Annotated in this window: 22 protein-coding genes; 6 read left to right on the forward strand and 16 right to left on the reverse strand. The window is 63.1% G+C overall.

Annotated elements, in window-relative coordinates; all coding sequences use genetic code 11:
* Positions 1-283: 283 nt before the first annotated feature.
* From LPN03_RS17290 to LPN03_RS17320, 7 genes are read right to left on the reverse strand one after another with little or no spacing between them, the layout of a single operon-like run.
* A complete protein-coding gene (locus tag LPN03_RS17290; protein WP_165182440.1) occupies positions 284-754 on the reverse strand; it encodes a pyridoxamine 5'-phosphate oxidase family protein in 471 nt (156 codons plus the stop codon).
* Positions 755-807: 53 nt separating this feature from the next.
* On the reverse strand, positions 808-1557 hold the full coding sequence (locus tag LPN03_RS17295) for a VIT family protein (RefSeq protein WP_165182441.1): 750 nt from the start codon (positions 1555-1557) through the stop codon (positions 808-810).
* On the reverse strand, positions 1544-2497 hold the full coding sequence (locus LPN03_RS17300; RefSeq protein ID WP_240902062.1) for a hypothetical protein: 954 nt from the start codon (positions 2495-2497) through the stop codon (positions 1544-1546). Before LPN03_RS17300 ends, LPN03_RS17295 begins: the two co-directional genes overlap by 14 nt.
* On the reverse strand, positions 2494-3201 hold the full coding sequence (locus tag LPN03_RS17305) for a cytochrome b N-terminal domain-containing protein (protein ID WP_165182442.1): 708 nt from the start codon (positions 3199-3201) through the stop codon (positions 2494-2496). Before LPN03_RS17305 ends, LPN03_RS17300 begins: the two co-directional genes overlap by 4 nt.
* On the reverse strand, positions 3198-3365 hold the full coding sequence (locus LPN03_RS17310) for a hypothetical protein (RefSeq protein WP_165182443.1): 168 nt from the start codon (positions 3363-3365) through the stop codon (positions 3198-3200). Before LPN03_RS17310 ends, LPN03_RS17305 begins: the two co-directional genes overlap by 4 nt.
* On the reverse strand, positions 3358-3798 hold the full coding sequence (locus tag LPN03_RS17315) for a universal stress protein (RefSeq protein ID WP_262455274.1): 441 nt from the start codon (positions 3796-3798) through the stop codon (positions 3358-3360). The genes LPN03_RS17310 and LPN03_RS17315 overlap by 8 nt, the downstream gene beginning before the upstream one ends.
* A 16-nt stretch (positions 3799-3814) precedes the next feature.
* Positions 3815-6286, reverse strand: coding sequence for a phosphoketolase (locus LPN03_RS17320; RefSeq protein ID WP_306986520.1), 2472 nt, complete (start codon positions 6284-6286; stop codon positions 3815-3817).
* A 226-nt stretch (positions 6287-6512) separates the two neighbouring features.
* Here LPN03_RS17320 and LPN03_RS17325 point away from each other — a divergent pair, with 226 nt between their 5' ends.
* The gene (locus LPN03_RS17325) at positions 6513-7022 is read left to right on the forward strand and encodes a universal stress protein (RefSeq protein WP_165182445.1); all 510 of its coding nucleotides are present in this window, start codon (positions 6513-6515) and stop codon (positions 7020-7022) included.
* Positions 7006-9660: a magnesium-translocating P-type ATPase gene (mgtA, locus tag LPN03_RS17330; protein ID WP_262455278.1), complete on the forward strand. Its 2655-nt coding sequence runs from the start codon at positions 7006-7008 to the stop codon at positions 9658-9660. The genes LPN03_RS17325 and mgtA overlap by 17 nt, the downstream gene beginning before the upstream one ends.
* Before the next feature lie 314 nt (positions 9661-9974).
* Here mgtA and LPN03_RS20850 read toward each other — a convergent pair whose 3' ends face one another.
* Complete coding sequence (locus LPN03_RS20850) at positions 9975-10160, reverse strand: NUDIX domain-containing protein (protein WP_316255847.1); 186 nt, start codon at positions 10158-10160, stop codon at positions 9975-9977.
* A gap of 273 nt (positions 10161-10433) precedes the next feature.
* On the opposite strand from LPN03_RS20850, the gene LPN03_RS17340 reads away from it, so the two are divergent.
* Together LPN03_RS17340 and LPN03_RS17345 are read left to right on the forward strand one after the other, a co-directional pair.
* On the forward strand, positions 10434-11819 hold the full coding sequence (locus LPN03_RS17340) for an MBL fold metallo-hydrolase RNA specificity domain-containing protein (protein WP_165182447.1): 1386 nt from the start codon (positions 10434-10436) through the stop codon (positions 11817-11819).
* A 46-nt stretch (positions 11820-11865) separates the two neighbouring features.
* Positions 11866-12741, forward strand: coding sequence for a universal stress protein (locus LPN03_RS17345; protein WP_165182448.1), 876 nt, complete (start codon positions 11866-11868; stop codon positions 12739-12741).
* Here LPN03_RS17345 and LPN03_RS17350 read toward each other — a convergent pair.
* The 6 genes from LPN03_RS17350 to LPN03_RS17370 all read right to left on the reverse strand — a co-directional run bounded on the left by LPN03_RS17350 (position 12661) and on the right by LPN03_RS17370 (position 17450).
* Complete coding sequence (locus LPN03_RS17350) at positions 12661-14457, reverse strand: heavy metal translocating P-type ATPase (RefSeq protein ID WP_316255848.1); 1797 nt, start codon at positions 14455-14457, stop codon at positions 12661-12663. The two genes, LPN03_RS17345 and LPN03_RS17350, sit on opposite strands and share 81 nt — an antisense overlap.
* 8 nt (positions 14458-14465) lie before the next feature.
* Entirely contained in the window at positions 14466-14618 is a 153-nt protein-coding gene (locus tag LPN03_RS20855; RefSeq protein ID WP_316255849.1) for a hypothetical protein, read from the reverse strand.
* Between the two features lie 45 nt (positions 14619-14663).
* On the reverse strand, positions 14664-15122 hold the full coding sequence (locus tag LPN03_RS17355; protein WP_262455275.1) for a universal stress protein: 459 nt from the start codon (positions 15120-15122) through the stop codon (positions 14664-14666).
* 7 nt (positions 15123-15129) lie between these two features.
* Entirely contained in the window at positions 15130-15771 is a 642-nt protein-coding gene (locus LPN03_RS17360; protein WP_165183784.1) for an NADPH-dependent F420 reductase, read from the reverse strand.
* A gap of 11 nt (positions 15772-15782) precedes the next feature.
* Positions 15783-16853 (reverse strand): zinc-dependent alcohol dehydrogenase family protein, encoded by a 1071-nt coding sequence (locus LPN03_RS17365; protein WP_165183785.1) that lies wholly within the window; start codon positions 16851-16853, stop codon positions 15783-15785.
* A gap of 126 nt (positions 16854-16979) precedes the next feature.
* Positions 16980-17450, reverse strand: a complete 471-nt coding sequence (locus LPN03_RS17370) for a pyridoxamine 5'-phosphate oxidase family protein (protein ID WP_165183786.1) — start codon at positions 17448-17450, stop codon at positions 16980-16982.
* 205 nt (positions 17451-17655) lie between these two features.
* Between LPN03_RS17370 and LPN03_RS17375 the strand changes: the two genes are divergently transcribed.
* Positions 17656-19296: a GAF domain-containing sensor histidine kinase gene (locus tag LPN03_RS17375; RefSeq protein ID WP_262455279.1), complete on the forward strand. Its 1641-nt coding sequence runs from the start codon at positions 17656-17658 to the stop codon at positions 19294-19296.
* Positions 19297-19326: 30 nt separating this feature from the next.
* On the opposite strand, the gene LPN03_RS17380 is transcribed toward LPN03_RS17375, so the two are convergent.
* The gene (locus LPN03_RS17380; RefSeq protein WP_165183788.1) at positions 19327-19989 is read right to left on the reverse strand and encodes a response regulator; all 663 of its coding nucleotides are present in this window, start codon (positions 19987-19989) and stop codon (positions 19327-19329) included.
* A gap of 132 nt (positions 19990-20121) precedes the next feature.
* Positions 20122-20487 carry a DUF3040 domain-containing protein gene (locus LPN03_RS17385; protein WP_165183601.1) on the reverse strand — a complete coding sequence of 122 codons (366 nt, stop codon included), beginning with the start codon at positions 20485-20487 and terminating at the stop codon, positions 20122-20124.
* 152 nt (positions 20488-20639) lie between these two features.
* On the opposite strand from LPN03_RS17385, the gene LPN03_RS17390 reads away from it, so the two are divergent.
* Positions 20640-21062, forward strand: coding sequence for a pyridoxamine 5'-phosphate oxidase family protein (locus LPN03_RS17390; RefSeq protein ID WP_165183600.1), 423 nt, complete (start codon positions 20640-20642; stop codon positions 21060-21062).
* Positions 21063-21108 lie beyond the last annotated feature (46 nt).

Below are 21108 nucleotides of genomic sequence, written 5' to 3' on the forward strand. Positions count from 1 at the left end.
CAGGGTCGTTTGGCTCCCACAATTGAATCGGTCAGCACAGAATAGGCGGCCAGGGAAGCCAAGTCAGAGGAAGTGAGAAGTTTGCCGGGCCCTGGAGAGTTGCCAGGGCCCGGCCAGTGCCGCCCGGACCGGTCCCGGACGCGTTGGCTGCAATGCCGGTGATGCGTGGCGGGGTTCACCAACGCCGATGCCGGAATACGATCTTGATCCAGCGGTGTTTTCACTGTGCCCGTTGAGATCGTTGCCGTCCAATGCCCCCCCCGATTGATGGGCTGGTGCAGGACTATTCCAGGCCTGTCCGGATTGCCTCATCCAAGGGGACCCGCCACGTCCTGGCGGCGTCGAGTGTAAAGCTTCTGCCTGCCACTGTCTCCGGGGTGATACGGATGAGGTGGTCCTTTCCGATGCCCTGCCAAGGAAACTGTCCATGCACCGCGACATTTAGTGCCCGGCTGGAGTCCGTTGTGACTTCGGCCCGCCCTTTGACCACCACGCTCCATGCGACGCCAAACTCCGAGCTCACGGCGTCGGCCTCCACAGCAACCCGGCTGTCGTCGCGAATGGCGTCGAGCTTGGTGCCATTGCCGGTCCGAAAGACGAGTGTGTCCCCGTCAACAAGGTAGTTGATGGGGAAGACGTCCGGTCTTCCGTCGACGGTCACGGCGAGGCGGCCAACGGACGTCTCGGAAAGGTGCTTCCAGCATTGTCCCGGGGTGAGGATCCCTGCCTTGGGAACTACGGTGTTCTCGTTCATGATGTTGATCCTATGGTGCCGCGGTTGTCGGGCACAGGGCACAAAGTCCCGCTTTAGAGAATTCCGCTTGCTCCCAGCGCCCTTCCGATGCCATAGGTCGCCGCGAGTGCCAAGCCGCCGCCAAGGACAAGCCGTGTGGCAGCTGTGGACTTCGAGCTGCCCCCGATGCCGGCGCTCAGCGTTCCCGTGAGCGCCAACGCGATCAGAACCGCCAGGAAGGTGACCGGGATTCTTAGCCCGGCAGGTGGGACCATGATGGCCAGCAGAGGCAGCACGGCACCCACCGCAAATGCTGCAGCCGACGCGTAGGCGGCTTGCCACGGGCTTGCCTGGTCGTCCTGGTCGATGTTTAATTCGGTGGACAAATGGGCAGCCAGGGCGTCATGTTTGGTCAACTCCTCGGCGACTTGCCCAGCCGTTATGGGACTAAGCCCCTTGGCCATATATAGTCCCGTGAGTTCGGCCAGTTCTGAGTCCGGATCTTGCTCCAACTCGCGTCGCTCCTTCTCGATCAGCGCACGCTGGCTGTCGCGCTGGCTGCTGACGGACACGTATTCACCCAAGGCCATGGAAACTGCGCCCCCGACAACGGCGGCGACTCCTGCCACGAGAATGGGGGCTGGCGCATTGGTCACGCCGGCAACCCCGACAACCGTTGCGGCAACAGAGACTATGCCGTCGTTGGCACCGAGGACACCTGCCCGAAGCCAATTGAGGCGTCCGGCAATGTTGGAGGTGTGGGGTTCGTTGTCGTGCACACCAGCGCTGCCGGCAGCGTTGATGTGCCCCTCACCGTTGGCCATAATAATCCTTCCAAATCAGCCGGTGAATCGGTATCTTGCGAGGCAGGGAGCGAAGCCCGGGAATGAAGGGGAGCAGGGTTAGCAGGAGCGAGAGTACCAGCATGGTGGAGACGACCAGGATGTCGGCATTGGGCGAGGACTTGAACGGTTCTATTTGGTAGAACAGTGAAAACAGCCACAACCAGGACTGGCCTGGCGTATTGCCTGTTTCGTTCATGACACCCCATTGATCTCCCGTCAAGTGGGCCGCCGCGGCAAGGCTTGGAAAATACGAACCATCGCCGAGAAACAAGATGGTTGGGGTGTAGTTGAGGTTGTAGGGCTGCCCCGAGTTTTGCAGGACGCCGTCCAGGTTTCCGCTGCGGGCCATCCCCAGCAAGGCGCCCGCCAGCTCGGGTACAGGCCCGTAGCTGCCCTTGGCAACCTGTGCGGGATCGCCGTCGGGCGCGGCTGCGAGCGCTGCACTGTAGTTGGCGGCCCACTTCGCCTGCTGATCGGCCGTGGCTGCTGTCCACACCGCCACGGCGGGCAGCTGTGTGGATTGTGTCTTGAGTGGATTGATGACGAAGTCGTTGGCCGTGTCGATCGCGAGTCGAACACCGGACAGCTCCTGGGGGTTGAAAAATCCCAGGTGTTGCGAGGCATCGGGAGTGGAGTTGTAGGGCGGTCCGTAGCCTGCCGTGCCGCTGCTGCCGCCGAGCTCGGCGGTTGCTGTCGCGACAAAGTCTGCCGGCGCCGCCGCCGCCCACGATTTTAGCGTCACCCCGGGATCGTCAGGCGAACTGAAGATGGCAGAGAGGCCAAGCACGAGCAGGCCGACGACGACGACGCCGATGGTGAGCTCCTTGAACAGGTCGTAGTCCCGGACACGTCCCCGCCATGGCCTGCTGGCAATGTTGTCACCCGTCCGCCACGACATCGTTGATGGAACCTTGGTCATGATGGTTTCGCCTCCGGATCTTGAGCGCCGGCCGTTGAGTCACGGAGCTGGGCGTCGGTCGCCGCTGCATCGAGTGGGGGAACAACGCCGTGGGCGCGCACCAGGACAACGTGCAGGGCGACGACGGCGCCAACCGCCAGTGGCAGCAACATGATGTGCCACATGAAGATCTGGCCCAGATTGGCAACGTTGAACCAGGCCCCGATGCCGACCGCATTCAGGGCGTCCTTGGCCTCGAAGGCAATCCATTGGGAGTCAAAGTTCGTTTGCAGCAGGTATCCGGTAAACGCCGTCACGATGGAGACGAGGAACGCCAGCATGCCGGTAATCCAGGTCAGCAAGCGCCCTCCGCGCCAGGCCGCCATCCAGAACTTGATCCACAAATGGACCACCATGAACATGAAGAACAGTTCCACACTCCACAAATGAACGCTGTTGGTGAAGTGGCCCAACGAGGAGACGTGGTACCACTGCGGCCCGTTCAGGCTCAACACCACTCCCGAGCCAATGATGAAGATCAAGCCGGCGACGGCGCCCATGCCAAAGACATAGGCCCACGACGCAACATAACTGGGTTGGTCTTCCGGCAGCAGTTTCTCGGGTGGAAGGTGCCTCAAAAACCATTGCCGTGACTTTCCCGTCCACGTGTAGGCGCCAGTCCCAGCCAGTTCCGGGTCCGGTGAGGACTCCTTGACGGTGCTCATTTCCGGCTCCGTCCGCCGGGGAAGGGCAGGATCAGGGCGAGGATGAACAATGCGAGCATTGTCAGAATGACAACGAGGTTGCCCGATTGGATCATGACGGGGCCCCAGCCAAAATAGGTTCCCGGGGTGACCGGAAGTGGCGCTTGCGCCAGCAGCTCATGCATGGTGGTCTCTTTTGCTGTTTGCTTCGTTGCCTGCGTGGACAACCAACACCGGGCAGTGTGCGTACGCCGTGCAGGCTGAACTGACTGATCCCATGAGAAGCCCCCTGAATCCGCCAAAACCACGCCGGCCAAGAACGAGCATCATGGCGTTCCTGCTTTCTTTGATCAGGGTTTCCCGTGCCGGTCCCCGCACCAACCGGGTCGTAAGATTTTCGGGCCAGTCAATCCCGAAAGCAACTTGTATGGCGTTGTCCAGGATATTCTGGGCGTTCTTTTCGTAGTCGACGTTCCCCACGCCGTAGCTCGACGCCGGGGCCGGGGGGCTCCAGCAGGCCAAGGCCTGGACTTGTGCCCCCATTCTGATCGCCAGCTTTTCGGCTTGGCGGAGCGCCTCGACCGACGGCGCCGAACCGTCGACGCCGACGATCACCATGGGCGCATCCTTGCGCTTATTCATGCCCGTCGCCTCCTTCGCCGTTCGGTTGGCTGCCTGGGGCGCCTGGCAACCCACGTGCTGGCGGCGTCCAAGTCCATTCGCGAATGGATGGGAGATCCTCAAGGTGCTCCCGGATGTACCGTTCGTGCTTGTCGAGCATTTCCTGGCAGTGGGCCCGCAGTGCGTCCATCCCGTCGATGTGGCGGCCAACTCGGTCAAGGGCTTCCAACGCAAGGTGGTAGCGGCTCATCCGGTTTAGCACCACCATGTCAAAAGGCGTGGTGGTGGTACCTTGCTCGGTGTAGCCGCGGACGTGGAACCTGCCCGGATTCTTCCGGCCGTGCAAGAGTTGGTGGAAGGCCCGGGCATATCCGTGCCATGCCACGACCACGTCCCGGTCCGCGGTGAAGAGGGCCTCAAATTCGGTGTCCGGGAGGCCATGCGGATGGACATCCCGTGGCGGCAGCACCAGCAGGTCCATGACATTGACCACCCGGACCCGCAGCTGCGGAACATGGCGTTGGAGCAGCCAGGCCGCAGCCAGCGTTTCCTCCGTGGGGACGTCCCCGGCGCAAGCCATCACAATGTCCGGTTCACTGTCGCCCGTGTTGCCAGCCCAGCGCCAGATGGAGGCGCCGGCTGCGTTGTGCTGCCGGGCGTCGTTGAGGTTCAAGTACTGGGGGTGAGCCTGCTTGTCCACCACTATGAGGTTTACATAATCCTTGCTGGAAAGGACGTGCTCGGCGGTGGCGAGCAGAGTGTTGGAATCCGGTGGCAAATATACGCGCACCACCGATCCCGACAGCGACAGGACGGTGTCAATCAAGCCGGGGCCCTGGTGGCTGAATCCGTTGTGGTCGTTCCGCCAGCAGGTGGAGGTGAGCAGGATGTTCAGGCTCGGCACGGGATAACGCCAGGGAAGTTCGCGCGCATGCTGGAGCCACTTCGCATGCTGGACGGTCATGGAGGCACTCACCATGGCGAATGCTTCATAGCTGGCAAAAAGGCCGTGCCGTCCCGTCAGCAAATAGCCCTCCAGCCAGCCTTGGCACAGGTGCTCGGACAGTACTTCCATGACCCGGCCGCCGGCCGAGATGTGTTCATCCGATTCCCCGGTGGGTTCCATGAGGCACCTGTCGGTGGCCTCAAAAACAGCGCCCAGGCGGTTGCTGTTGGTTTCATCGGGGCAAAACAGCCGGAATCGGGGATCACTCGCAGTGTCCAGGTAGATGTCCCTGAGCATAAGTCCGAGTGGCTTGGTGGTCTCATGTTTGGCGGCCCCGGGGACGCCGACGTCGAGCGCGTATGTTTCCAGCGGACGCAGGGGAAGGGGTGCCATGTCGGGGCCGCCGTTGGCCCACGGCGCGGACCCCATGCGCAGCGGGCGAGAAGGCGAGAGGGCTGCCAGCTCGGGCACCAGCCGTCCGGCGTCGTCAAAAAGCTCCTCAGGCTTGTAGGAGCGAAGCCAGCGTTCGAGTTGGGCCAGGTGGGCTGGATTTTCGCGGACACCCGAAAGCGGGACCTGGTGTGCGCGGAACGTGCCTTCCACCGGAACGCCGTCCACGACGTCGGGGCCCGTCCAGCCCTTGGGGGTGCGCAGGATAATCGCCGGCCAAGGCGCGGGCCCCGTGCTTCCGTGGAGTCGGGCCTGGTGCTGGATTTCCGTGATGCGCGCATGGGCGGCATCCAGCGCCTGGGCCAAGTGCGGATGGATTTGCCCAGGGTCGGTGCCGGAAACGACGACGGGATCCCAGCCGTGTGCCCGGAGCAGCGCCATGACTTGTTCGTCTGACTGGCGGCCCAGCACGGTGGGCCCTGAAATCTTATGGCCATTCAGGTGAAGGATGGGCAGGACGGCTCCATCCCTGCGGGGGTTGAGGAAAGCTGGTGCCTTCCACGAGGCCTCCAAGGGACCGGTTTCCGCTTCGCCGTCGCCCACGACGCACGCAACGATGAGCCCGGGGTTGTCCATTACAGCACCAGTGGCGTGCATGAGCGAGTAGCCCAGTTCCCCTCCCTCATGGATGGAACCGGGAGTGGGCGGGCCCACATGGCTGGGAATGCCCCCGGGTGTGGAGAACTGGCGGACGAGGCGGCGCAGGCCCTCATCGTCCTGGCCAATCTCTGGATAAATCTCGGAATAGCTGCCTTCGAGGTAGAGGTTGGCCACCACGGCCGGTCCGCCATGCCCGGGGCCGGCCACAAAGAGAATGTGGGCCCCAGTTTTGTTGATGAGCCGGTTCAAATGGGCATAGATCAACGACAGTCCCGGGCTGGTGCCCCAGTGTCCCAACAGGCGCGGCTTGATGTCCTCGACTCTCAGCGGCCTTCGAAGCAGCGCGTTTTCCTGCAAATAGATTTGCGCCACCGTCAAGTAGTTGGCCGCGTCCCAATATCTGCCCAGCAAATCCCACTCACCGGACTCCACATCCAGGGCAGGACCCTGCCGAGCGTCGGTCAAGGCGGCCTCGTGGTTGCTGTTCAAGGTTGGCTCCCTGTAGTCACGGTTCAAGCATGGTTGCTGTGTATTCAGCCTCCCACCGTGGCCGTCCGGGCGTTAGGGACCTTGTACCCTGTGCAGCGGTGCCGTTCGGCGGCGACCATTGGAGCTGGAAGGCCGTGCCGGGTTGTGGGTTTGCCGTGGACTGGACGGCCCGATGCGGTGCCGTTGGGGCGCCGTTCAACTGTTCACCAGTGAAGGAAGTAGTGCCATGGACAAGCAGGTTTCTCGAAATGGTTTGCCCATAGTGGTGGGGGTGGACGGTTCACCCGAGTCCGTCTTGGCGTTGCGGTGGGCGGAAAAGCTGGCCGACCCGCTGGGTACCGTCATCAAGGCCGTCTGCACTTGGCAGATGGAAGTGGTGTACGGTCCTTATGCCATTTCGGAGTGGGACGGCGAGCCGGCGGCCCAGCACATGCTGGCAGCGGCCCTGGTTGACGCGTTTGGGGACAAGCCGCCCGCGGGCCTCATCGGCGAGTGCCGGCGCGGCCAGCCGGCAAAGGTGCTGGTGGACGAGGGAAAGTCGGCACAAATGATCATCGTCGGCTCGCGGGGACACGGCGGATTTGCAGGCATGCTGTTGGGCTCCGTCAGCTCGGCCTGTGCAGCGCACGCAAGTTGCCCCGTCCTTGTGGTCCACGGAGCGATGGAACATGAGGCCGACCCCGAGGTGGCAACGGAAGGAAATGAACGGCGTGCTGCCGATGAACCGGCTGGCTGACACGGAGGCAACCCGGGACTGGGCCGCGACACCAACAATTGCACATGCTGCACGGCTGACGCCGGAACAGGCGCTCCTTGCGATGGGGTCAGGCACGCAAGGGCTTTCCGGCCTCGAAGCTCAACGGCGTTTGGTGGAGACCGGTCCCAACGCCCTTCGCACACACCGGGCGAACCCTTGGCTGGTGCTGGGACGACAGTTGCGCAGTCCCATCCTGATTCTGTTGATTGTCACCGCCGGGGTGTCCCTGTTCCTGGGGGATTCAACGAATTCGACGGTCATTGGGGTCATATTGGTGGTCAGTGTTGGTTTGGGATTCAGCAATGAATTCCGGGCCGAACGGGCCGCCGAGGCACTTCACTCACGCGTCACGCATACCATTGTGGTCCTTCGGGATGGCAGGGAAAGCCAAATCGGCGTAGTGGAGCTGGTGCCCGGCGACATTGTCCGGCTGTCCCTGGGGGCCGTCATTCCTGCCGACATCCGCCTGCTGGCCAGTGAGGAACTGCTCTGCGATGAAAGCATCCTCACGGGTGAGTCCCTACCGGTGGAGAAGGCACCTGCCACCGTTGCAGGGGAGGCCGCACTGGGCGATCTGGCGTGCTGCCTGTTCATGGGCACCATCGTCCAGTCAGGCAGTTGTACCGGCGTTGTGGTCGCGACCGGTGGCAGGGCGGAATTTGGCCGGATAGCCCTGGGACTGGGGGAGCGCCAGCCCCAAACCGAGTTCCAGCTGGGACTGAAAAGGTTTTCCTACCTGCTCCTGCAGGTGGCCGTCGCCCTGACCACGCTGATCTTCATTGCCAACCTCCTGCTGGGCCGCCCGCTGCTCGACTCACTGCTCTTCTCACTCGCCATTGCCGTCGGCATCACCCCGCAGCTGCTGCCCGCCGTCGTCAGCACCTGCCTGGCCGCCGGCACCCGTGCCTTGGCGCGGCGGCAGGTCCTCGTCAAGCGTCTGGTGTGTATTGAAGACCTGGGCGACATGGATGTGCTCGTCACCGACAAGACAGGCACGCTCACCGAGGGGCGCATCAGCTTCACGGCTGCCATTCCCACCCGGCCCGACATCACCGAGGCAGAGCTATTTGTCCTGGGGCTGGAAGCCACCGAGGCCGACTATTCACGCGGGACCCCTTCCCTCATTGGCCAGAACCCCTTGGACGCGGCCCTGTGGGAAGCGCCCGGAGCCAGGGTCTTTGAGCCTGCCGGCCACCAACGGCTGGACATCATCCCCTTCGACCACCGGCGCCGCCGCACCAGCGCCTTGGTTGCCGATGCGGGCGGCGGCAACCAGGTACTCCTTACGAAGGGCTCGCCCGAGGACGTCCTGCCACTGTGCGATGGCACCCCGCCGGAGGCACAGGCCATGCTGGAGGCCCAGTACGACGCCGGCTCCCGCGTTGTTGCTGTTGCCTCAAGGCCTGCAGTGGGACTGGACACGATCGGGCCAGCGGATGAGCACGGCCTGGCCCTGGCAGGCTTCTTGGTCTTTCTGGACCGGCCCAAGCCCCAGGCCAAGGGCTCCCTTGAGGAGCTGGCCAGCCTGGGAATCGCCGTCAAGATTGCCACGGGAGACAACGCAAGGGTTGCCGAAAAGGTGTGCCGGGACCTGGGCCTGGAATCCGGGGGGACACTAACCGGCGTCCAGGTTGATGCCCTTTCGGACGCCGAACTCACCGCGGCGCTGCCGGGGACCGGCATCTTTGCCCGTGTGTCACCGGAACAAAAGGCCCGCATCATCAGTTTGTTGCGCCGGGAGGGCCGCGCCGTCGCCTTTCTGGGAGACGGAGTCAACGATGCCCTTGCCCTGCACCATGCCGACGTCGGAATATCGGTCGAAAGTGCCGCCGACGTTGCCAAGGATGCGGCGGACATCGTCCTGACGGACAAGGACCTCGGCGTTCTGGCCGAAGGGGTTCGCGAGGGTCGGCGTATCTTCTCCAACACCATCAAGTACGTCCTGATGGGGACTTCCAGTAATTTTGGCAACATGTTCAGCGCTGCGGCAGCGTCCGTGGTGCTGAGCTTCCTGCCCATGCTCCCGGGGCAGATCCTGCTGAACAACCTGCTCTACGACACGGGGCAGCTGGCCATTCCCGGCGACCGGGTGGACAAGGAACAGCTGCTGGCCCCGTCCCATTGGGACATAGCCTTCATCCGGCGCTTCATGCTGGTCTTTGGCCCTATCAGTTCATTGTTCGACTTCGCCACCTTCGCCCTGATGCTGTTTGTTTTCAACGCCGTTCCGGGGGAGTTCCGTGCAGGATGGTTCATCGAGTCCATCGCCACGCAGACGCTGATCATCTTTGCCATCCGAACCCGCCGGGTACCGTTCGTGCGGAGCCGTCCGTCCGCGGGCCTATTGTGGGCTTCCCTGGGCGTGGTCGCCGCCGGGGTCGCGTTGCCACTGTCGCCGCTGGGCCCGGTGCTGGGTTTTGACCCGCTGCCGGTTCCATTCTTTTTGGCCCTGTTGGGCATGATTGCCGTGTACCTGGTCCTCGTCGAGGGAACGAAGAAGTGGTTCTTTGCGCGTGCTGCCCAGCAGCCTCCGACGGTCCGACGGCGGGGCCGTCTCCACCGTGTCCACCGACGTGCTGCGAGATTCAGTGTGGCCCGCACTCTGTCCCGCCATTGAGTGGAGGCGAAGTATGCCGGCCTGCGGCAGCATCAGTGGCCTCGAGGCTGTCCAACAGGGATTGAAGAATCGGAAGCTGGCCCCGAACCAGGCATGTGCGCGCCTCCCGTTCCCCAACCCATTTGACGGCGTCGACTTCCGGAAACTGCTCAATATGCCCGGACCCGCGAGGCCATTCCAACCGGAATGAATTGCTCATGAACCGATCCAGCTCGAATTCCGACTCGGCGGCAAACACCCTGATGACCTTGCCGGACCGTTGATGGAACTCGCCCAGGCTGACGTAGTTCGCTGCCGGTGCCGGCGTGCCCACTTCACTCCTCGAATTCACGCAAGGCGGCTTGCCAGGGATCCTCACCCGGCTTGCATTCTCCCTTGGGAATTGACCAGGCACCTGCATCCTTGTGGGCCCAGAATGGTCCGCCCATGTGGCCGATCAAGACCTGGGTTCCGGGTTCATGGCGACGGTAAAGCAAGATTCCGGCGCTCAGTTCATTCATGGCATTTGTGGGGCCCTTTCACTCTCGGTGGCCTTCACCGCAGGGACCACCATCACATACGATCCACACTGCATTCTGCCCGTCCCCGACGTCGCCGGGTAGGGCCAAAAGGCATCCTCCTGCTGACGGGACGTTGTCCTCTATGCGCGCGGCAGCGGCACGGCTGTACTTGAGGAGAAGAGAATGCGCGGTGCCGGCAATCGGCTGCTGCGACACCTCCCGCCTATGATGCGCAGGCCAGGCTGGAGGCCACTTTGAGCAGGAAGGAATACCATGGCAGCCAATCCCTTTCCAAGTCTCCGTTTTCTCGGTGCGACGGGAACAGTGACGGGGTCCAAATACCTTATTGACACCGGCCGGCGTCGCGTCCTGGTGGACTGCGGGCTGTTCCAGGGCTACAAGATGTTCCGTGAGCGCAACCGCGCCCCGCTGCCGGTGCGAGCCAGCTCCATCGACGCCGTCGTCATCACCCACGCACACCTTGACCACACCGGATACCTCCCCGCCCTTGTCCGGGACGGCTATGACGGACCCATCCACGCCACGGGGGGAACGGCTGAGCTGAGCGGCCTGGTGCTGCCGGACAGCGGTCACCTGCTCGAGGAGGAGGCCCGATACGCAGCGCATCGGGGCTCCTCGGTCCACCATCCCCCCATGCCGCTCTATACGGCAGCCGACGCAGTGAAGGCGCTGAAGAGTTTCAAAGTTCAGGAATTTGACACCCCCTTCGAATTGGCGGATGGCATCGAAGCAACCCTGGTTCCCGCGGGGCACATACTTGGGGCAGCACAGGTCCACCTGCGAATCGGCGGTCTGGGATTGCATTTCACAGGAGACCTGGGGCGCTCCGACGATCCATTGATGAAGCCCCCGCGCCCATTGGAATCCGTTGACGTGCTGGTCACCGAGTCAACCTACGGGAACAGGACGCACCCGGACACCGATCCAGCCGAAGAACTGGGGCAGCTGGTGACGAGGGTCGCCAAGCGGGGTGGCGTTGTGCTCATCGCGGCCTTTGCCGTGGGCCGTGCCGAGACTGTGCTCTTGGCGCTTTCACGCCTTCTGGCGCACGGCGGGATCCCGTCTGTGCCGGTCTTCCTCAACAGCCCCATGGCTATTGACGCCTCCCACATCTATCAACAGCACCGGGACGAACATCGTCTGAACCCAAGGGACTTTGCATCGATGTACAAGCTGGCAACGATGACCCGGACGGCCGATGAATCCAAGCTGCTCAACCTTCGAGGCGGCCCGATGATCGTCATTTCCGCCAGCGGCATGCTGACCGGCGGCAGGATCCTTCACCACATCTCCGCCTATGGCGGCGATCCGAAGAACGCAATCGTGCTGGCAGGCTACCAAGCACCCGGAACGCGGGGTGCAGCCCTGGCAGGCGGGCAGCGGACACTAAGGATTTATGGGGAGGACGTAACGGTCAGGGCCGAGGTGGCAGCCCTTGATGGATTCTCCGCCCATGCCGACTCCGACGCTCTAGTGCGCTGGATGCAATCCGCGCCGAAGCCGCCGCGCATGACCTACATCACGCACGGGGAACCCGATTCGGCCGATGCGCTGCGGTTGCGTATCAAGCACGAGCTGGGGTGGCATGCCCGCGTTCCTGAGCATTTGGAAACGATCAGCCTCAGGAATCCGAAGTAGGTTTCGGTGACTACCTTGAAACTTCCCGCACTGAAAGGCGGGGCAAATGCCCAGTACCATCGTCGTCGGCATTGACGGCTCACCGGCCTCCAGGGCTGCTGCGGACTGGGCCGCCCGGCGAGCGCAACGGTACGGCAGCGAAATGCGCCTTGTCCTGACCGTGCCGGACATCTGGGATCCCCATGAAGCATGCCCGACAACGGACGGGATTGAACCGGCAGTCCGTGCCCTCGATGCCGAAAAGGACCGGCTCGCATCCATTTTCCCCGGCGCCATTATCCACACGGCCGTCCGGCGGGGTGAACCTGCCATGGTGCTTGGGGAACTCTCCCACGACGCCGGAATGGTGGTGGTGGGTAGCGACAAGCCGGCGGACGCGCACGGTGAGGGATTCGGCGCCGTCGGCCTGCAGCTGGTGACCCGCAGCGACTGCACCGTGGCGATCATTCCCAATGACGATCCACGCGGTGCAGGCGTGGTGGCAGGCATTGACGGCTCCCCTGAAGCGGAAAGGGCGTTGAGGGTGGCCGCCGGGGAGGCAGAGATGAGCGGGCAGGCGCTGACTGTTGTGCACGCTGTGGGTGATGCTGTTTCGGGGAGGCCGGGACAGTCCCGAAGCCCTTCAGTACAGCCTGGTGCGGCCGAGGCCGGCACCCGTCTCCTCGACGCAGCTGTCGCCACCGCGAGGGCCCGCCACCCGCGTTTGGAGATTCATCGCATCCTTGACACACGGCACGGGCCCGCCGAAGCCCTGGCCAACGCAGCCGCTGGAGCCGGATTGGTGGTGGTGGGCAGTCGCGGTCGCGAAAGCATCATGCACGTGCGACCAGGTGCCATGGGGTCAGTCATCCAAGCCCGTATTCCCTGTCCCCTGCTGGTGACCTCGGGCCCCGTGGGGAAGTTCCTGGTGGGAACGAAGTGACAGACATTCCTGCCCCCGGGGCATGGCGGCCTGGGCGGTTTTGGCGGCATGTTCCTTTGGCTTAAGCGCGCGCAGGGCATTGAGAATGGTGGCGAGGTCCACGAATTCCTGGCTGAGTGCGCCGGCTACTGCCGGAACCAGTCCGACGGCGGCCAGAGCCATGAGCACAACACTGAGAATGATCCCTATCCAAATGCTTTGCAGGGCCACCGCGATGGTGTCCCTGCCGATTCGTACGGCGGCGGAGGCCTTGCCAAGGTCGTCGACCAATATCACAACGTCGGCCGATTCACTGGCGGCCGTTGAACCTTTGGCACCCATGGACACGCCGACGTCGGCGACGGCCAGCACGGGGGCGTCGTTGATGCCGTCGCCAACCATCATGACAGGGCGAGGGACTAGGCCTTGGACAATGGAGACCTTCGTCTCGGGACGACAGCCTGCCCATACCTCCGAAGTTCCTGCCATGCTGGCAGCATGGTCCGCCGTCGCCTTGGCATCCCCCGTGACCATGACAATGTGGGCCACGCCCAGGGCGGCAAGTGCGGCCAAAGTCGCCGCTGCGTTTGCGCGCAACGGATCCCGCATGATGAGCGCCCCGGCATACACGCCGTCAATGCTGACGTACACGGCCAGCTGGCCCGCGGCGACGGGTTCCTCCGAAACGGGACCGGACTGTGCCTCCACGAATGTGCGCTTTCCGACAGCAACCCGATGCCCGTTCACGGTGGCGCTGACGCCGTCCGTGGCGTGTTCCACAGCTTCTAAGGGACGTGACAAGTCCAGCTTGCAGGCTAGGGCCGAATCAACCACGGATGAGGCCAGGACGTGGGAGGAGTGAAGTTCTGCCGATGCCGCCAGGGCGAGGAGCTCCATGTCGGACGGCGGTGGGCCGCAGACCTTCGATGTTCTGATTTCCTCGAGTGTTGGACGACCATGGGTGAGTGTCCCTGTCTTGTCAAAGACGGCTGTTTTGATCCGGGCCAGCAGCTCAAGGGTTCCGCCGCCCTTCGCCACGATTCCGTTCCTGGCCGCTCTGCTCATTCCTCCGAGGAATGCCACCGGTGCCGCGATCAGCAGGGGACACGGGGTGGCGACCACCAGAACCTCGGCAAATCGCAGCGACTTGCCGCTCAGGACCCAGGACAGGATTCCGAGGACCAGTGCCAGAAGGGTAAACGGTACTGCGTACCGGTCCGCAAGGCGGACAAACGGTGCGCGGCTGGCACCTGCCTCGCGGACCAGGGCCACAATGCGGCTGTATTGTGAATCTTCCGCGGAAGCAGTGGCTGACAACCGCACCGCAGCAGCGCCGTTGACTGAGCCGCTAAGAACCTCTTGACCCTGTGTCAATTCGACCGGCAGGCTTTCGCCGGTGAGGGCAGACTCGTCGAAGGACCCTGCCGCAGAGAGCAGCCGTCCATCCACAGGGACCACCTCCGCTGGACGCAGTACTAGGACGTCCCCTGGCACAACGTCCGTTGCTGGCACATCGTTCAGGCGCCCGCCGGGAACCTCCCGGTGGACGGTTTGGGGGACACGGTCCAACAGGGCACCAAGTTCTGCTTTTGCCTTGCCGGCGGCATAGTCTTCCAGGGCCGCACCGCCGTAGAGCATCAAGACAACAATGAGGGCTGCGGCATATTCGCCGACGGCGACGGTGCTGACAATGGCTGTGACCGCAAGGATGTCCACGCCCCAGCGCCCATGAGCCATGTCGCGGATCATGCCAGCCCCCGCTGAACGGCGGCTGCCGCCGCGAACGTGCTGGCCAACCACTGTGCGCTGGCACTTTGACCGAGGCCCAACAACAACAGGACGAGACATCCTACAAAAAGCGTGGCCGCGATCTGGTAGTTGCGCCGGATGAGTTGCATGGGTGGTTCCTTGGACCTGCCAGGCCGGTGGTTGATGAAGGCTGTCTAATCCGGTTCGTTGACAACAAGCACCGGACAGTGGGCGTGGGCCACGCACGCGGAGGAGACCGACCCGAGCCGCAGGCCGAGAAATCCGCCCCGTCCGCGACGGCCCACGACGAGCAGGCGGGCGCTGGCACTTTCGTCCACCAGGATCTTGCCGGGGTGGCCGTACCTGATGCTGACGTCCACCAGTCCAGGGGGCCGTTCCGGGCCAAAGGCCCGTTCGACGGCGTCGTCCACCAATCGGGTCGCTTCGACTTCAAGCACGTCTGCCTCCGGGAACCCTCCCACGGGAATTTCTGCAGCAAAATAGATGTCCGACCGGCTCCAGCAGCTGACGACATCGAGTCGCAGTGCCAGGGCCTTGGCCAAGGTGGCGGCGGTTTGCAGCGCGAGCGTGGAGTACTCCGAGCCGTCAATTCCAACGACAACCCGCTCCACCGGATCCATTGAGGGGTTCATGGTGTTCCTAAGGCAGGAGTTTGAGGGACGTGTCCCAGTTGAAGTTGTCCTGGTCCGGGCTGGCCTGCAGTCCCATGACAAGGAGCATCATGGCCTCCAATTCACGGGCCCTGCGCAGCGGTCCGACGTCGATGGGCCGCAGGCCCGAGGCTGCCACGACAGCGCTGACCTTGACCTTGGCCTGTTCGGATTCGCCGGCGATGAAGACATCGAGGGGCAGCCCGGCCACGGTTCCGGCTTCCAGGGGCTTGGCCAGACAGGTGTTGAAGGCTTTGACCACGTGGGCATCCGGGCTTGCGTGGCGTGCGATCTCTTCAACGGCGGAGGATCCGGCGGGGACCAACAGGCGGTCGAAGGTAGACAAGTCCACGGGATTGCTGATGTCCACGACGACTTTTCCTGCCAGGGCTTCGCCATAAACAAGGACTGTATTCTTGCCTTCCTCGTAAGGGACTGCCAGAAAGACAATTCCGCCTTCGATGGCCGCGCCTTCGCCCCCGCCTTGCGCACCGGCGCCGAGGAATTCCACGAGGTCCCGGGTTTTCTGTCCATTGCGTCCCAGGATTTGCACCGAGTGCCGTGCCGCCAGCATGCGGATGGCGATGGCCCGGGCCATGTTCCCGCTGCCGATGATGGTGACTTGTTCCATGACGATGCCTTTCAGGAGTGTGCGGGGTTGCGGGTGATGATGACCTTCAGGGCCTTCGTTTCTGCGGCACGGGCAAAGGTGTCGTAGGCCTCAAGCACCTGGTCAAATGAGAACGTGTGGGTGGCGAACTTGGCGGCCGGAATTTTGTGCTGGGCCACGAGTTTAAGCAGCATGGGGGTGGTGTTGGTGTTGACCAAGCCCATCGAGATGCTGATGTTCTGGATCCACAGCTCCTGCAGGGGAAGGTCAACGCTGGAGCCGTGGACGCCCACGTTGGCAACGCGGCCGCCGGGGCGGGCCAAGCTTAATGCCATGGCAAACGTTTCCGGCAACCCGACGGCTTCGATGGACACGTCCACGCCGGCGCCGTCCGTCAAGTCAATAACTTCTTGCCGCCAGTCAGGACGTTGGGAATCGACGGTGTCTGTCGCGCCAAACTCGAGGGCCTGCGCGAGCCTGTTTGCGTCCCGGTCAATCGCCACGATGGTTCCCGCTCCGCACAACCCTGCGGTCGCTATGGCAGCGAGGCCCACAGGCCCTGCACCTATGACGGCCACAACGTCGCCAGGCTTCACGCCGCCGGAAAGGACGCCGATCTCAAAGCCGGTCGGCAGGATGTCGGAGAGCATGACCGCCTCCACATCACTGACTCCGGGTGGCAGCCTGTACAGCGAGTTGTCAGCGTAGGGTACGCGGACAAACTCGGCCTGGGTGCCGTCGATGAGGTGCCCAAACACCCAGCCGATGCCCGACTGTCCCTCCTCGCCGAGGCAGTGGGAGTAGAGGCCCTGGCGGCAGTTGGGGCAGTGGCCGCAGGACTTGATGCAGGAGATCAGGACGCGGTCGCCCACCACCAGCTCCTGGACTCCCGTGCCTGTTTCCACCACGGTGCCCACGCCTTCGTGGCCGAGTATCCGCCCTGGCTGGACGGCCGGAACGTCGCCTTTGAGTATGTGCAAATCCGTGCCACAGATGGTGGTGGTGTCCACCCGGACGATCACGTCGCTGGGGTGGAGGAGCTGCGGTTGCGGAGCCTCTGCCCAGGACTTGTCGCCGGGGCCGTTGTAGATCAGCGCTTTCATGGTGCGTCCGTTCGTCGGGTGCCGGTCCGGCCTATTGCCGGTATCGGTGTCATTGACGCTACGCGTGACGCACAGGGTGGGTTAGGGTCTAAGTGCCCTCATCGCAGGTGTCTTTGGCGACACACCCTACTCGGGCGAGGCCTGCGGCATGTTGGCCTGTGCCGTCCACCACTCCGCAGGTGGTGTGACCCGGAACCTGCGCCCTGTGACCGATGTTGGCGAGATGCGCACGAAGTTGTCCTTGCGTCCGGCATGCCAAGGGAACAGCCGGAGGGAAAAACTGTCCAGCAGATCCCCGGTCGAGGAGAGGAGCGCGCCGGTGCCCTTCACCACCACGCTCCAGGCAATGCCGGTGTCCGGGTCCACCCCGTCGGCTTCGAGTGCAACCGGGTGTCCCTCGAGCACGGCGGTCAGCTTGGTGCCTTCTCCGGTGCGAAAGACCAGTGTGCCATGGTCAACTGTGTAGTTGATGGGGAAGATGTCGGGATGGTCGGCGTCCCAGATTGCGAGCCTGCCGACGGACACCCCTCGAAGGAGTGCCCAGCACTCGTGGACCGGCAGGTCTTCGGTTCTTGTGGCTGCTGGTTTGTGCGTCATGGGGTGAGCTTATGGCTATTGGGCCTTTCCCGCTAGGGCACAATGGCCTGGTTCGACCCACGAAGACACCTTGGCTGCGGCGTATCCTGAGTGCAAGGGGTGTGCAGTGAGCCACCTTTGGCGTCTTGGAAGTGGACTTGCACGGAGGCAAAGAATGGACCAGCCGGGCCCGCGTGACAATGGTGTTGTGCCTCCAGCCGTGGACATGCATGGGCAACCTTCAGATGAACGACTGCGAGGGTTGCTCTCAGCGGTTATCTCAATTGCCGAGGAGCTAACCCTGGAAGCAGTTCTCAGTCGAATCGTGCAGTCCGCGTGCCAGCTGCTGGACGCCAAATATGGCGCCTTGGGCGTTATCGGTGGCAGCGGAGGCCTGAGCCACTTCATTACGGAGGGTATCGATCCCCAGCTCGCAAAGCTCATTGGACCCCTGCCTACAGGGCATGGGGTCCTGGGGTTGCTGATAAAGGACCCGCGCCCCATCCGACTGCCGAATCTCCACGACCATCCGGCGTCGTATGGATTTCCCAAGCACCATCCGCCCATGCGCACCTTCCTGGGGGTGCCCATTCGGATCCGCGACAAAGTTTTTGGGAACTTGTACTTGACGGAGAAGAACGGCGGGAAATTTTTCACAGCGGAAGACCAAGACTTGGCCGTGGCCCTCGCCGGGGCTGCCGGATTTGCCATCGAAAACGCGAGACTGTTCGATGACGCGCAATTACGGACGCGATGGCTGGAAGCAGGCCGGAGTGTCGCAGTGCTCATGATGGGGGTTGGTGCGGCAGGGTCCGGTGTCGGACCCGGGTTTGTTGCACAGACCGCCCTTGATGCGTCCGATTCGGCACTGGCTCTCATTGCCAGTGCGCCCAACGAGGCGGGACAGGTCGAAGTCCTCGCAGGTGCCGGCAACGGCTCGCAGGAATGGATTGGGCGGTTGCTGGACCTGGACAGTGGGAGCGTACAAGGCGTGCTGTCGGCTGGCGAGCCAGCTAGTTTCGAAACGGTTTCGAAGTTGCTGGGGCCGGCCTCCGGGCGACTATCTGGTCCCTCGCTGCTGGCGCGTCTTGGGACTAAGGGCGCCGAGCACGGACTCCTTGTGCTGGTGCGTGAGAAGGGGGGCGCCCCGTATTCTTCCCTGACCTCCGAATTGGTTTCGGTTTACTGCGCGCAGTCTGCCTTGGCGCTGGAGTTGGCCAAGACCCACCAGATTCGGGAACAACTGGTGTTGTACACGGACCGGGATCGCATCGCCCAGGACCTGCACGACGTAGTCATCCAGCGGATATTTGCCGTCGGGCTCAATGTCCAAAGCCTTGGCCGCTTCATTCCTGATTCTGCCGGCCTTGCCCGCATTCGTGCCATTACCGACGAACTGGATGCGACCATCAAAGAGTTGCGGGACACCATTTATGCACTGCGCACCTCGACCGGCGACACGGACTTGGTCAGCAGCCGAATCTTGAATACTGTGCTGAAAGTATCAACGCCGCTGTCGTTCGCGCCGCGAATAGTGCTGTCAGGGCCCATCGATTCCCGCGTTCCGCCGGAGGTGGCGGAGCAACTGCTTGCCGTGGTGACGGAGGGAGTCAGCAATGCTGTCAGGCATGCCAAGGCCGGGGAAATCGACGTTGCCGTGACCGCTGGAGGCGGCTTCGTAAGCGTCACCGTCAGTGACGACGGTTGTGGAATCAGCACCCGTTCCGACAGGAGCGGGCTGGTCAACATGGAGAGGCGGGCACTGAAATTCAACGGTATTTTTCAGGTGGAAAGTGTTGCCCAGGGCGGTACGAAGTTCTTTTGGTCGGTTCCACTGAACAATAAACATGCTTCCCAGGGCGTGTGAACAATGTAGATGTGGCCAAAGGCCGGACAATCATTTCCGGGAAATATACACCGCTGCCTGGGTCCGGCGCTCAAAGCCAAGTTTTGCCAGCAGGGAGGAAACGTAGTTCTTGACGGTCTTTTCGGCGAGGAAGAGCTCCTGCCCGATTTGGCGGTTGGTCATGCCCTGGCCGATGAGGGCCAACACCCGGCGCTCCTGTGCAGTCAGGGAGGCCACACGTGGGTCCGGGGGAGCTGGCTCGCTTAGCCCTGAGATGATCTTGCGCTTGAGGGCTGAATCGAACAGCGACTCGCCCCGCGCAGCGACCTTGATGGCGGTGAGCAGGTCGGTGCCGCCGATTTCTTTCAGGACATAGCCGGCAGCACCGGCAAGCACAGCGCCTCGGAGGGCCTGCTCGTCATCGTAGCTCGTCAGGATGAGGCATTTGAGGGATGGATCAACCGAACGGACGTCACGGCACACTTCAATGCCCGTGCCGTCGGGCAGCCGTGCGTCGAGTATGGAAACGTCGGGATGGAGTGCCGGGATCAGGCGGGCCGCCTCGGCCGCGGAACCCGACGAGCCGACCACGGTAAAGCCATGGCCCTCCAAGAGTTCCTGAAGGCCCAGCCTAACCAGTTCATGGTCGTCCAAAATAAATACCCGGAGGGCGGCGGTCGTAACTATGGCATTGGCCTGCTCAGTGTTGTCCATCGCTTGTCCACATCCTTAGCTGAGTCAGGTGAAACCCCTGTGAAAGCCATCTTGATCATGAAAGCCCTGTCATGTCTACCGCGAAAGGCCATTCTCCCGCAACGCCCGACGCCGGACTAATGGGTTGGCTGGTCACTGCTCCTCCACCGGCCGGGAGCTGGAGGTACCCCTGCGGCAAGCCCGCCGCAGACCGGAAGATACGGATGGCGGCGAGGCAGCGTATGTGCCGGCGATCATAACCGCGAATGCCGCTGCACCCAGCGGGACAGACCCCAGAGCCAAGGCATAGACCATCGTGCCAATGCCCAGTCCCATGACGGCCGCACCCAGCACCAGGCGACGGACTGCCCGGACGGGGTTTCCGGTCCTTCCCAACGTCCGGGCCAGCCGCGGGTAGTCAGCGCTCAAGTCCTGCTCGAGTTCTTGCAGGACGCGCATCTCGTGCCCTGAAAGCTCCATGATGTCCTTCTCCGTTTCAGCCCGGCGATTGCTCGACACTTACATAGTCGCGCTCCGGCCACCTGTGCACCACGGCCGAAAGTCCCTATTGTGAATGGAGCTGGCCAGGGCCGCGGCCGAAGCAACACTGCGGCCACATTTGTGGACCTTGGACCCTAGGCAGCAGTGAGGAACGGGGCGATGATCAGACCATGAACAGTGATGAGGAGCCCGGGGTCGTTTTGTCGCGGGACGAGGCATGGGAGCTGCTGCGGGGCAGCCAGTTTGGCCGCTTGGCCGTCAGTGTCGCCAACCAGCCGGATGTCTTTCCGCTGAATTTCGTCGCGTCCGGGGGAAAGATCTGGATCCGGACCAATCCGGGCAGCAAACTCGCCGAGCTGACTGTCAATGACTTGGTTGCCTTCGAGGCGGACGCAGTGGGCGACGGCACTGCGTGGAGCGTGGTGGTCAAGGGCACGGCCAGGATCCTGGAATCACAGACCGAGATCGATGCCGCCGAGCTTCTCCCGCTCGAGCCCTGGATCAAGACCCGCAAGTGGACCTACGTCGAGATCACCCCGGCATCGGTCAGCGGACGCACCTTTGTGCTGGGCGCGGAGCCGGAGCGCTACTGACCGCGGACCCGCCTGCCCGGCCGGGCGGTCCACGCCAGATACCCGC

It is taken from the genome of Arthrobacter sp. A2-55 (genome assembly GCF_025548615.1).
Lineage (GTDB): Bacteria > Actinomycetota > Actinomycetes > Actinomycetales > Micrococcaceae > Specibacter > Specibacter silviterrae.